Consider the following 12,036-nt stretch of genomic DNA (forward strand, 5'->3'; position numbering starts at 1 on the left):
TCGAGATGTAACGAGCCGATCAACGCTTTCTTAACGCTAAGCGCCGTTACTGAGAGGTGAAGAGCCGACCCGCGTCCTGAGGCGGCCAACAAGCGTTTCTGGCTCGAAATCCCATGGTTGCCCGACATATTCCGCTGGGAACACCGGGTCTGCCGCCTGGGGCCGGGCTCGGCGCATCGACTGTACCGGGGCTTTGTCGTGGAACCGCCGCGACATGGAATTATTCGAGGCGTGATGGGCTGCTTCGCCCCCGATTTTACCTGCGCGCAAGCCAGGCGCGTCGCATGAGCGACGCGCCGCACATTCCCGTGCTTGGCCGCGAGGCCATCGCGCATCTCGCGCCGCGCGAGGGCGGCATCTATGTCGATGGCACCTTTGGCGCTGGCGGCTACACAAGCGCCATCCTCGGTGTGCCGGGAACCCGGGTGATCGCGATCGATCGCGACCGCACCGCGATCGCCGGCGGCGCCGACTTGGTTGCGCGCTCGGGCGGCCGGCTCACGCTGGTCGAAGACAGGTTTTCGAATCTCGCCGAAGTCTGCGCCGCGCAGGGTGTCGATGCCGTCGACGGCGTCGTGATGGATGTCGGCGTCTCCTCGATGCAGCTCGACCAGGCTGGTCGCGGTTTCTCGTTCCGTCTCGACGGTCCGCTCGACATGCGCATGGGGCAGACGGGGCCGACGGCCGCCGACGTCGTCGCGCGCGCCTCGGAAAGCGATCTCGCCGACATCATCTATCTCTTCGGCGAGGAGCGGCATTCGCGCCGCGTTGCCCGCGCCATCGTGGCCGACAGGCAGGAGACGCCGTTCACCACCACGCGCGCGCTCGCCGATCTCGTCGGCCGCGTGGTGCGCTCCAAGCCGGGCGACATTCATCCGGCGACGCGGACGTTCCAGGCGCTGCGCATCTTCGTCAATGAAGAGCTCGAGGAGCTCCAGAGCGCGCTCACCGCCGCCGAGCGCGTGCTCAAGCCCGGCGGTCGTCTGGTCGTGGTCTCGTTCCATTCGCTGGAAGACCGCATCGTCAAGAATTTCCTCTCCGAGCGTTCAAAGACCGGCGGCGGCTCGCGGCATCTGCCGGAGGTGGCGCAGACAGCGCCGAGCTTCCAGCTGCTGACGCGGCGGCCTGTGATCGCCGGCGATGAAGAGGTTGCGCGCAATCCGCGCGCCCGGTCCGCCAAGCTGCGCGCCGCCGAGCGCACCGCGGCGCCCGCGCATCGTGACGAGGAGCCGTCGTCCTGGCCGCAGCTCTCCGACGTGATGAGGGGCGGCTAGCAGATGCGCTTCATCCACCTTCTCGTCATCGGCGCGCTGATCTTCGCGGCCGCCTATGTCTACCGGATCAAGATGGATTCCACCGCGCGTACCGAGAAGGTGCTGCGGCTGCATGCCGAGATCCGCGAGCAGCGCGATGCGATCGCGGTGTTGCGCTCCGAATGGGCGAGGCTCGATGCGCCCTTGCGCCTGCAAGGCCTCGCCGAGCGGCATCTGCCGCTCAAGCCCGTCAACGGTACGCAATATGACTCGCTGAAGAACCTGCCGGACCGTCCGCCGCGGATGTTCAGGCCGGGCGAGCCCGATCCGATCGGGTCCATGATCAACACCATCGAAGCCGCGAGCGATCCCGATAGCGTGACGGGCTCCGTACCTCAGCCCGAGGACAAGCAATGAGCGGTACGCCTCCGGCCAAACCTACCGAACCCTGGCGCCAGCGCCTGATCCGCAGCCTGCTCTACGGGCGCAACGTCGATCGCGCCGCGAAGGCGCGCGCGCGCGTAGGCCTCGCAATGCTGGCCTTTGGAACCGTCTACGCCCTGATCGGCGGCCGGCTCGTGATGTTCGCGGTCGGCGCCGACGCGCATGGAGCGCGGCGCGCCGCCGCGCAGGAGGTGGTGGCGACCGCGCGGCCCGACATCGTCGACCGCAACGGCGCGATCCTCGCGACCGACGTCAAGGCGGCCAGCATGTTCGGCGAACCGCGCCGCATCATCGACAAGGACGAGGCGATCGAGCTGCTGACCGCGACCGTGCCCGACCTCGACGAGGCAGAGGTGCGCGAGCGCCTGTCGTCGCGCAAGGGCTTCGTCTGGCTCAAGCGCGAGATCACGGCGAAGCAGCAGCAGGACATCCACAAGCTTGGCATTCCCGGCATCGGCTTCCTGCGCGAGAACAAGCGCGTCTATCCGACCGGCAACGAGGTCGCCCACCTCATTGGTCTGGTCAACATCGACAACCAGGGCATCGCCGGCATGGAGAAGTGGCTCGACAATCAGGGCCTCGCCGATCTCCATCGCGCCGGCTTTGCCATCGACCGGCTGCAGAAGCCGATCGAGCTGTCGGTCGATCTGCGCGTCGAGCATGCGCTGCGTGACGAGCTCTTGAAGGCCAAGGAAAAGTTTCACACCAAGGCGGCCTCCGGCCTCGTGACCAACGTCAACACCGGCGAGATCATCGCGATGGTCTCGGTGCCCGATTTCGATCCGAACAATCCGAAGGAAGCGCACGACCCCGACCGCATCAACCGCCTGACCACCGGCGTCTACGAGATGGGCTCGACCTTCAAGGCGTTCACGCTTGCGATGGCGCTCGACACCGGCAAGTACGGCCTCGATTCGCTGTGGGATGCGCGCGGGCCGCTGCACTACGGCAAGTTCGCGATCCATGACGACGAGCCGAAGGGCCGCTTCCTGAATATGAAAGAGGTGTTCACCTTCTCCTCCAACGTCGGTGCGGCGCGGATCGCGCTGTCGCAGGGCGTGGAGGCGCACAAGGCGTTCCTGCGCAAGATGGGGCAGACGGAGCGGCTGCGCACCGAGCTTCCGGAGAGCGCCTCGCCGATCCTGCCGCGCCGCTGGAGCGATCTGAACACCATTACCATCGCCTTCGGCCACGGCATGGCGGTCGCGCCGCTGCAGGCCGTGATGGGGGTCAGCGCGCTTGCGAACGGTGGACTTCTGATTCCGCCGACCTTCCTCAAGCGCTCCGAGGACGAGGCGCGGGCGATCGCCAAGCGCGTGATCAAGCCCGAGACGTCGGACAAGATGCGGTTCCTGATGCGACTGAACGCGGAGATCGGCACCGCCAAGAAGGCGAATGTTCCCGGTTATTATATCGGCGGCAAGACCGGCACCGCCGAAAAGGTGATCAACGGCCGCTATGCCAAGAAGAAGGTGCTGACCGCGTTCACCGCGATCCTGCCGGCTGACAAGCCGAAATACCAGCTCCTGATTATGCTCGACGAGCCGCAGCCGCTGAAGGAAACCTACGGCTTCATCACCTCGGGCTGGAACGCCGTTCCGACCGCGGGCAACGTCATTACCCGTATCGGACCGCTTCTCGGCATCGAGCCCCGCTACGACCTGCCGCCCGCGGACCGCCTTATTCTTGCGACATCCAGGACAACCCAGTAATCAATCGGGTGGGCCGTAGTCGCTGCTGAGTCGGGGATTTCCCTCTGGATTCGGCCGGACACGGCGACTGGAAGACCATGAAGCTGCGTGATCTCTTAGTCCAGGACGTTTTGGGCAATGATGCCGCGCTCGAGCCCGCAATTACTGCGCTCGAGGTAACAGGCATTGCCCTCGACAGCCGCGTGGTCAAGCCGGGCGATCTCTTCTTCGCACTCGCCGGCAGCAAGACCGACGGTGCGCGCTTCATCGACGCGGCCATTGCGGCCGGTGCGGTCGCCGTGGTCGGAGATCATGCCCCCGATGGCTGCAAGGTGCCGTTCGTCGCCGTCGACAATCCGCGCCGCGCGCTGGCGCTCGCTGCGGCACGATTTTTCCCGGGCCAGCCTGCGACGATCGCCGCGGTCACCGGAACCAGCGGCAAGACTTCGGTGGCCGCTTTCACGCGCCAGATCTGGGAGCGGCTCGGCCATGCCTCGGCCAGCATCGGCACCATCGGTCTCGTCTCATCAAAGCGCACCGTCTATGGCTCGCTGACCACGCCTGATCCGATCGCGCTGCACCGGCAGCTCGACGAGATCGCGCGCGAGGGCGTCACGCATCTTGCGTTCGAGGCGTCGTCCCACGGCCTCGATCAATATCGTCTCGATGGCGTGCGCGTTGCCGCCGGCGGCTTCACCAATCTCACGCGCGACCACATGGATTACCATCCGACCGTCGCGCATTACCTCGCGGCAAAACTCCGGCTGTTCCGCGAGCTCGTGCCGCCGGGCGGTGCCGCGGTGATCTCCGCCGATCATGAGTGCTCGACCGAGGCGATCGAGGCCGCGACCTCGCGCGGCCTGCGCGTGATAGCGGTCGGCTCCAAAGGGGACGGGGCGGGCGAGGGCATTCGGCTTTCCGGCGCCGCGGTCGACGGTTTCTCGCAGGTCCTTGAGCTCGAACATTGCGGCAGGCGCACCACGGTCCGGCTGCCGCTGGTCGGCGAATTCCAGATCGAGAACGCGTTGGTCGCGGCCGGCCTCGCCATCGGGACCGGCAGCGATGCCACCGATGTGTTCGCAAGTCTCGAACATCTCGAAGGCGCCAAGGGCCGGCTCGAGCGCGTCGGCGAGCGCAACGGCGCGCCTGTGTTCGTCGACTACGCGCACAAGCCCGATGCGCTGGCGAAGGCGCTGCAGGCGCTGCGGCCCTACGCCAAACGAAGGCTGATCGTCGTGTTCGGCGCCGGCGGCGATCGCGATGCCGGCAAGCGTCCGATCATGGGCGAGATCGCGGCGGAGAATGCCGATGGGATCATCATCACCGACGACAATCCGCGCAGCGAGAAGCCGGAGTCCATTCGTGCCGCGATTCTCGCCACCGCCAGGGGCGCGCGCGAGATCGGCGACCGTGCGGCCGCGATCCGCGCTGCGATCGAGGAGCTGGAAGAGGGCGATGCGCTGCTGATCGCCGGCAAGGGCCACGAGACCGGGCAGATCGTCGGCGGCGAGGTCCTGCCGTTCAGTGATCACGAAGCGGTTGCCGCCGCGTTAGCAGCGAGGGGCGCATGAGCGGGCCATTATGGACGGTTGCCGAGGTGGCGCGTGCACTGGGCGCAACAGGATCGTTCCCGGATGCCCCGATCGATTTCGTCACCCAGGACAGCCGCCTGGTGAAGCCGGGCAGCCTGTTCGTGGCGCTATCGGGCACGCCGAGCGGCGGTTTCATCTCCGCCTTCGCCAGCGCGCGCGACGGCTGGGAGTTCGCGGACAAGGCGGAGGCATCCGGCGCGGCCGCGATGATCGTGCCGCACGAGATCGCGGGCATCCGCATTCCACAGATCGTCGTGAAGGACACGCTGATCGACGGCCTCTGGGGCCTCGCCCGCGCCGCGCGCGCGCGTTTCAAGGGCCCGGTGATCGGATTGACGGGCAGCGCGGGCAAGACCAGCACGAAGGAATTCCTGGCGGCCTATCCCAATGCCTATGCCAGCCCCTCGAGCTTCAACAATTTCTGGGGCGTGCCGCTGACGCTGTGCAATGCCCGGCCCGATGCCAGCCTCTGGGTCGTCGAGATGGGCATGAACCAGCCGGGCGAGATCGCGCGGCTGAGCGAATTGACGCGGCCGACCGTCGCGCTCGTCGTCAACGTCCAGCCGGTGCATCTGGAAAAGCTCGGCTCGCTCGATGCGATCAGACGCGAGAAGGTGTCGATCGCGCTCGGACTGCCCGAGGGCGGCGTGCTGGTGCTGCCATCAGGCATCAAGGCGCCGGACTGGAAGGGCAAGGTGGTGCGCTTCGGCGAGAAGGCCGAGGTGCATGAGGTCGCGCATGCCCCGCATGGCGAGAGCTGGCAGGTCGTGGCCGCGATCGGCAAGAAGGAGATCGCCTTCAGCCTGACGCCGGGCGCGCCGCACCGCGTGCAGAATGCGCTCGCCGCGCTGGCGTCCGTCCATGCCGCGCATCTCGATGTCGCGACGCTCGCGATCAAGCTCGACCGCGTCGGCATCATGACCGGTCGCGGTGTGGAGCAGGCGGCCGGCGGCGTCACCGTGATCGACGACAGCTTCAACGGCAATCCGGCGAGCATTGCCGCCGCGCTGCAAAGCCTGCAGGCGCGCAACGTCACAGGCGGCCGCCGCATCGCGGTGCTCGGCGACATGCTGGAACTGGGTGACGATGCGCCGGGCTATCACACCGGCCTTGCCAAGCATCTCGACGGCATCGACGGCATCTATTGCGTCGGGCCGCTGATGCGTCACCTCTACGACGTGCTTCCCGCCGGCAAGGGCCTCGGCTGGCACGACGATCCTGCGACGCTGAAAGCCGGCGAGGTCGCCAGCCTGCTGAAGGCAGGCGATGTCGTGGTTGTCAAGGGCAGCAAGAAGATGTTTTGGGTCAACAAGTTTGTCCCGGGCCTAGTGGCCGCCTTGCAGGCAAAGGCGTAAACTGCTTGGAAGGCGCAGTTCCCGAATCCCGCCCCTTGCGGCGCGCCGTCGTCCGGTTTCTCCAGGGTCGCCCGACCCACGATGAAGATCAGCGAAGGGGCGTGAGACACGTCGAGGCCATCGCGAATGTCATGCGCGAAAGGCGCCATAGGACCGACTGAATGTTTTACTGGCTGATCGAGCTCTCCAACACATTTCCGGGTTTCGGTGCAGTGCGCACCGTTTTGAACGTCTTCCGCTACATCACCTTCCGCACCGGCGGGGCCATCGTCACCGGCGCGCTGTTCGTGTTCCTGTTCGGGCCCTGGATCATCGACCATTTGCGTATCCGGCAGGGCAAGGGCCAGCCGATCCGCACCGACGGTCCGCAATCGCATCTGGCCAAGAAGGGCACGCCCACCATGGGCGGGCTGATGATCCTGTCCGGCCTCACGGTCGGCACGGTGCTGTGGTGCAATCCGCTCAATCCCTATGTCTGGATCGTGCTTGCGGTGACGCTCGGCTTCGGCTTCGTCGGCTTCTACGACGATTACCTCAAGGTGACCAAGCAGACCACGAGCGGGTTCGGCGGCAAGCTGCGCCTTCTGATCGAGGCCATCATCGCGCTGGTCGCCTGCTATGCGCTGGTGCGGTTGAACCGCGATCCCGCCTCGACCGCGCTGACGATCCCCTTCCTCAAGGACACCGTGCTGCATTTCGGCTGGTTCTTCGTCGTATTCGGCGCCTTCGTCATCGTCGGTGCCGGCAATGCGGTGAACCTCACCGACGGTCTCGACGGCCTCGCCATCGTCCCGGTGATGATCGCGACCGCGAGCTTTGCGATGATCGCCTATCTCGCCGGCAACGCGGTGTTCGCCGACTATCTCCAGATCAAATACGTCGCGGGCACCGGCGAACTCGCCGTGCTCTGCGGCGCGCTGTTGGGAGCAGGGCTCGGTTTTCTCTGGTTCAATGCCCCACCAGCTTCGATCTTCATGGGCGACACCGGCTCGCTCGCGCTCGGCGGCATGCTGGGCTCGATCGCGGTCGCGGTGAAGCACGAGATCGTGCTCGCCGTGATCGGCGGCCTGTTCGTGCTGGAGGCGGTCTCGGTGATCGTGCAGGTGGTGTCGTTCAAGCTGACGGGCAAGCGCATCTTCCGCATGGCGCCGATCCACCACCATTTCGAGCAGCTCGGCTGGACCGAGCCACAGATCGTGATCCGCTTCTGGATCATCTCGGTGATGCTGGCGCTCGCCGGCCTGTCCACGCTGAAGCTGCGGTGATCGATCGATGATCCCGGTCACCTCCTTTGCCGGCAAGACGGTCGCGGTGTTCGGCCTCGGCGGTTCGGGACTTGCCTCCTGCCACGCGCTGAAAGCGGGCGGCGCCGAGGTGATCGCCGCCGATGACAATACCGAGAACGTCGCCAAGGCGGTGCAGGCCGGCTTCATCAGCGCCGATCTGCGCAACGTCTCCTGGGCGAATTTCGCGGCGCTCGTGCTCGCGCCGGGCGTGCCGCTCACCCATCCGGTGCCGCACTGGAGCGTGCTGAAGGCGCGCGAGGCTGAGGTCGAGGTGATCGGCGACATCGAGCTGTTCTGCCGCGAGCGGCGGCGGCACGCGCCCGACGCGCCGTTCGTGGCCATCACCGGCACCAATGGCAAATCGACCACGACGGCGCTGATCGCGCATCTGACGAAAGTTGCCGGCTACGACACCCAGATGGGCGGCAATATCGGCACCGCGATCCTGTCGCTGGAGCCGCCCGGAATGGGCCGCGTCCACGTGATCGAGATGTCGTCCTACCAGATCGACCTCACGCCCTCGCTCGATCCGTCCGTCGGTATCCTGCTCAATGTCAGCGAGGATCACCTCGATCGCCACGGCACGATCGAGCACTACGCGGCAGTGAAAGAGCGCCTCGTTGCGGCCGTGCAGGCCGGCGGCACTTCCATAGTCGGCGTCGACGACGGCTATTGCCGCGACATCGCCGACCGGCTCGATCGTGCCGGCAGGAATGTGGTGCGCATCTCCGTCAGGAATCCGCTGGCGTCAGGCATCCATGTCGAGCACGGCACCATCGTGCGCACCTCGGGCGGCGCCCGCAGCGAGATCGCCACGCTCGGCGGCATCGGTTCGCTGCGCGGTCTGCACAATGCGCAGAATGCCGCGTGCGCCGCTGCGGCCGCGCTTGCGATGGGCATCAGCCTCGATGTGCTGCAGAACGGCCTGCGCAGTTTTCCCGGCCTGGCGCATCGCATGGAGCAGGTCGGCCGCCGCGGCAACGTGCTGTTCGTGAACGATTCCAAGGGCACCAATGCGGATGCCACCGCGCATGCGCTGTCGTCCTTCGCCGACATCTTCTGGATCGCCGGCGGCAAGCCCAAGGCGGGCGGCATCACCAGCCTGTCCGGCTTTTTCCCCCGCATCCGCAAGGCCTATCTGATCGGCGAGGCGGCGCAGGAATTTTCGGGAACGCTCGGCACCGTCGCGCACGAGATCAGCCAGACCCTTGATGTCGCGGTCGAGCACGCTGCGCGCGATGCGGAAGCATCGGGCTTGAAGGACCCGGTGGTGCTGCTGTCGCCGGCCTGCGCGTCCTTTGACCAGTACCGCAATTTCGAGATCCGCGGCACCAGGTTCCGCGAACTGGTGCAGGCGCTGCCGGGCGTGAAGCCGGTGGTGTGAGAATGTCGCGGCGACGCCGGATCGCAATTGTCGTCGCCGCTCTCGCTATTCCCATCGGTTTCCTCTGCGTCGTGCTGATCGACAATGTCATGGACCAATTCGGTGCGTGCCGCGTCGTTCGCCAGAAGTTGTTCGCCTCGCCAAGTGGCAGTCAGTTGGTCGTCGTGGTCTGGAAGTCGTGCGGCGCGACGGTGCCCGACAGCACGCAAGCCAGCATCGTCGCCCGAGGCCGGACATTCTCGCCCGAGAGCACGCCGACTTTTGTCAGCGTGCGTGGGCATCTCGAGGTCGTGGGCGCCTGGAGCAGCGAGCGGGCGGTCAGGGTCGGTTTCATTCCGGAGGCAGCCGAGATCTACAAGCGCGATCCGCGCGCGGGGGATGTCACGATCAATTACGAGTGAGCGCGCTGGCATCGACCAGCGGTGTGTAGCGAAGCTCGCCGTCACAATCTCCGCTGTCGTCGCCCGGCTTGACCGGGCGACCCAGTATTCCAGAGGCGGTCATGATTGAGCCGAGAGGCCGCGGCGTACTGGATGCCCCGGTCAAGCCGGGGCATGACAGCGTGTTTTGCCGCGGCAGCGGAGATCATCTCCAATCATCCCCACTTCCTTAACCCTGCGGTAACCAACCTCGGCGACCAATGGACTATCTCTGTCCGAAAGCGGCCGCCCATGCTCTCCCGTGAAGAACGCACCCCCTTTTCCGAGTGGTGGTGGACCGTCGACAAGCCGCTGTTCGGCGCGATCCTGTTGCTGATGCTGACCGGCGTGATCCTGTCGCTGGCGGCGAGCCCGTCGGTCGCGACCCGCATCGGGCTCGATCCCTTCCACTTCTTCAGCCGGCACGTGATGTTCCTGGCGCCGTCCTTCATGGTGCTGCTCGGCGTCTCCTTCCTGTCGCCGCGCGCAATCCGCCGTTCCGCGCTGATCATCTTCACGCTCAGCATCATCCTGATCGTGGTGACGCTCGCCATCGGCCCCGAGGTCAAGGGCTCGCGCCGCTGGATCACGCTGCTCGGCGTCAACATCCAGGCCTCCGAAATCGCAAAGCCGTCCTTCGTCGTCATCGCGGCCTGGCTGTTCGCGGAATCGACCAAGCGGCCGGAGATGCCGGCGACCTCGATGGCGCTGGTGCTGCTGCTGATGCTGGTGTCGCTGCTGGTGATGGAGCCGGACTTCGGACAGACCATGCTGATCCTGATGGTGTGGGGCTCGCTGTTCTTCATCGCGGGCATGCGCATGATCTGGGTGTTCGGCCTCGCCGGCATTGGCGCGGCCGGCCTGTTCAGCGCCTATCTGTTCGTCCCGCACGTTGCCGGCCGCATCAAGCGCTTCATGAATCCGGCCTCCGGCGACACCTTCCAGGTCGATACCGCGATGGAGGCTTTCTACAACGGCGGCTGGTTCGGCCTCGGACCGGGCGAGGGTATCGCCAAGCGCAGCCTGCCGGACAGTCACACCGATTTCGTGTTCGCGGTCGCCGCCGAGGAGTTCGGCATCGTCCTGTGCCTTGCCATGCTGGCGCTGTTCGCCTTCGTCGTGATCCGCACGCTGTCGCGCGCCTATGCCAACGAGGACATGTTCTCGCGCTTTGCGGCGTCGGGTCTTGCGATCCTGTTCGGCGTGCAGGCGGCGATCAACATGTCGGTGAACCTCCAACTCATCCCTGCCAAGGGCATGACGCTGCCGTTCATCTCCTATGGTGGCTCCTCGATCGTGTCGCTGGCTTACGGCGTCGGCATGATGCTGGCCCTGACGCGGCTGCGTCCGCGCACCGAGGTGGAGTCGATTGGCCACGCCGAGGCGATGCGGAGTTACGCGTAAGCCGTCATTGCGAGCGCAGCGAAGCAATCCAGACTGCCCCCGCGGAGGGATTCTGGATTGCTTCGCTCCGCTCGCAATGACGGGGGAGACACTGTAAAACGTGATCCATGGACCAATCCCCTCTGATTCTTCTCGCCGCGGGCGGCACCGGCGGCCATCTGTTTCCGGCCGAGGCGCTCGGCGTCGAGTTGATCCGGCGCGGCTTTCGCGTCCGTCTCGTCACCGATGATCGGGCGCTGCGCTATAGCGGGTTGTTCAGCAAGGACATGATCGACGTCGTCGCGAGCGAGACCGCGCGCGGCCGCAATCCGGTCCAGCTCGCTTATGCCGGCCTGACGCTTGCGACCGGCACCCTCGCTGCTTACCGCCTGATCAAGCGATTGAAGCCCATGGCTGTCGTTGGCTTCGGCGGCTATCCGACATTGCCGCCGCTGGTGGCGGCCAAATTCGCCGGCGTGCCCGGCATCATCCATGACGCCAATGCGGTGCTTGGTCGCGCCAACCGTTTCCTGTCGAGCCGTGTGAACGCCATCGCAACGTCGTTGCCCGGCGTGCTCGACCGCGATCCTGCGCTGTCGGGCAAGACCACCACGGTCGGCACGCCGATGCGGCCGGCGGTCCTTGCGGCAGCGGCGGTGCAATATGCCGCACCCGAAGTGAATGGTCCGCTGCGTTTGCTTGTCGTCGGCGGCAGCCAGGGCGCGCGCATCATGGCCGATATCGTGCCTGGCGCGATCGAACGGCTCGAGCCCGCTTTGTGGGGCCGGCTTATCCTCACCCAGCAAGTCCGCGACGAGGACATGACCCGCGTGCGCGCGGTCTACGACAAGCTCAAGATCAAGGCCGAGCTTGCGCCGTTCTTCACCGATCTGCCGGCACGGCTGGCATCGAACCATCTGGTGGTGTCGCGCTCCGGTGCCGGCACCGTGGCCGAGCTCGCCGCGATCGGCCGGCCCTCGATCCTGGTGCCGCTGCCGGGTGCGATCGACCAGGACCAGTTCGCCAATGCCGGCGTGCTGGCCAAGGTCGATGGCGCGATCCGCATCCCGCAGACCGAGTTCACCTCCGACCGCCTCGCCGCCGAGATCTCCGGTTTTGCCGCCGAGCCGGCGCGGCTTGCCGCCATGGCCGCCGCGGCGAAAGGAGCAGGACGGCTCGACGCCGCCGAGCGGCTGGCCGATCTGGTGGTCAAGGTCGCGGGAATCTGA

The 12,036-nt window shown here is 66.2% G+C and carries 10 protein-coding genes; all 10 read left to right on the plus strand.

Annotation, left to right across the window (positions count from 1 at the left end):
* Positions 1-284: 284 nt before the first annotated feature.
* The 10 genes from rsmH (at position 285) to murG (ending at position 12,036) form a co-directional block, all read left to right on the plus strand.
* Positions 285-1,274 carry a 16S rRNA (cytosine(1402)-N(4))-methyltransferase RsmH gene (gene rsmH, locus JQ621_RS12175; RefSeq protein WP_249125191.1) on the plus strand — a complete coding sequence of 330 codons (990 nt, stop codon included), beginning with the start codon at positions 285-287 and terminating at the stop codon, positions 1,272-1,274.
* Between the two features lie 3 nt (positions 1,275-1,277).
* Positions 1,278-1,670, plus strand: coding sequence for a cell division protein FtsL (gene ftsL, locus JQ621_RS12180; protein WP_212234935.1), 393 nt, complete (start codon positions 1,278-1,280; stop codon positions 1,668-1,670).
* Positions 1,667-3,409: a peptidoglycan D,D-transpeptidase FtsI family protein gene (locus JQ621_RS12185; RefSeq protein ID WP_212234936.1), complete on the plus strand. Its 1,743-nt coding sequence runs from the start codon at positions 1,667-1,669 to the stop codon at positions 3,407-3,409. Before ftsL ends, JQ621_RS12185 begins: the two co-directional genes overlap by 4 nt.
* A gap of 77 nt (positions 3,410-3,486) precedes the next feature.
* Positions 3,487-4,959 (plus strand): UDP-N-acetylmuramoyl-L-alanyl-D-glutamate--2,6-diaminopimelate ligase, encoded by a 1,473-nt coding sequence (locus JQ621_RS12190; RefSeq protein ID WP_212234937.1) that lies wholly within the window; start codon positions 3,487-3,489, stop codon positions 4,957-4,959.
* A complete protein-coding gene (locus tag JQ621_RS12195; protein ID WP_212234938.1) occupies positions 4,956-6,335 on the plus strand; it encodes a UDP-N-acetylmuramoyl-tripeptide--D-alanyl-D-alanine ligase in 1,380 nt (459 codons plus the stop codon). The genes JQ621_RS12190 and JQ621_RS12195 overlap by 4 nt, the downstream gene beginning before the upstream one ends.
* Before the next feature lie 161 nt (positions 6,336-6,496).
* On the plus strand, positions 6,497-7,600 hold the full coding sequence (mraY, locus tag JQ621_RS12200; RefSeq protein WP_212234939.1) for a phospho-N-acetylmuramoyl-pentapeptide-transferase: 1,104 nt from the start codon (positions 6,497-6,499) through the stop codon (positions 7,598-7,600).
* A gap of 7 nt (positions 7,601-7,607) precedes the next feature.
* Positions 7,608-9,005: a UDP-N-acetylmuramoyl-L-alanine--D-glutamate ligase gene (murD, locus tag JQ621_RS12205; RefSeq protein ID WP_212234940.1), complete on the plus strand. Its 1,398-nt coding sequence runs from the start codon at positions 7,608-7,610 to the stop codon at positions 9,003-9,005.
* 2 nt (positions 9,006-9,007) lie between these two features.
* A complete protein-coding gene (locus tag JQ621_RS12210) occupies positions 9,008-9,406 on the plus strand; it encodes a hypothetical protein (RefSeq protein ID WP_212234941.1) in 399 nt (132 codons plus the stop codon).
* A gap of 270 nt (positions 9,407-9,676) precedes the next feature.
* On the plus strand, positions 9,677-10,828 hold the full coding sequence (gene ftsW / locus JQ621_RS12215) for a putative lipid II flippase FtsW (RefSeq protein ID WP_212234942.1): 1,152 nt from the start codon (positions 9,677-9,679) through the stop codon (positions 10,826-10,828).
* 107 nt (positions 10,829-10,935) lie between these two features.
* The gene (gene murG, locus JQ621_RS12220) at positions 10,936-12,036 is read left to right on the plus strand and encodes an undecaprenyldiphospho-muramoylpentapeptide beta-N-acetylglucosaminyltransferase (RefSeq protein ID WP_212234943.1); all 1,101 of its coding nucleotides are present in this window, start codon (positions 10,936-10,938) and stop codon (positions 12,034-12,036) included.

The sequence above is a fragment of the Bradyrhizobium manausense genome (genome assembly GCF_018129685.1).
Classification (GTDB): Bacteria; Pseudomonadota; Alphaproteobacteria; order Rhizobiales; family Xanthobacteraceae; genus Bradyrhizobium; species Bradyrhizobium manausense_D.

Bases quoted from the DNA above. Each gene is read 5' to 3' on its own strand.
- mraY (WP_212234939.1), top strand. From the start codon at position 6,497: ATGTTTTACTGGCTGATCGAGCTCTCCAACACATTTCCGGGTTTCGGT.
- ftsW (WP_212234942.1), top strand. From the start codon at position 9,677: ATGCTCTCCCGTGAAGAACGCACCCCCTTTTCCGAGTGGTGGTGGACC.
- JQ621_RS12190 (WP_212234937.1), top strand. From the start codon at position 3,487: ATGAAGCTGCGTGATCTCTTAGTCCAGGACGTTTTGGGCAATGATGCC.
- murD (WP_212234940.1), top strand. From the start codon at position 7,608: ATGATCCCGGTCACCTCCTTTGCCGGCAAGACGGTCGCGGTGTTCGGC.
- ftsL (WP_212234935.1), top strand. From the start codon at position 1,278: ATGCGCTTCATCCACCTTCTCGTCATCGGCGCGCTGATCTTCGCGGCC.
- JQ621_RS12185 (WP_212234936.1), top strand. From the start codon at position 1,667: ATGAGCGGTACGCCTCCGGCCAAACCTACCGAACCCTGGCGCCAGCGC.
- JQ621_RS12210 (WP_212234941.1), top strand. From the start codon at position 9,008: ATGTCGCGGCGACGCCGGATCGCAATTGTCGTCGCCGCTCTCGCTATT.
- JQ621_RS12195 (WP_212234938.1), top strand. From the start codon at position 4,956: ATGAGCGGGCCATTATGGACGGTTGCCGAGGTGGCGCGTGCACTGGGC.
- rsmH (WP_249125191.1), top strand. From the start codon at position 285: ATGAGCGACGCGCCGCACATTCCCGTGCTTGGCCGCGAGGCCATCGCG.
- murG (WP_212234943.1), top strand. From the start codon at position 10,936: ATGGACCAATCCCCTCTGATTCTTCTCGCCGCGGGCGGCACCGGCGGC.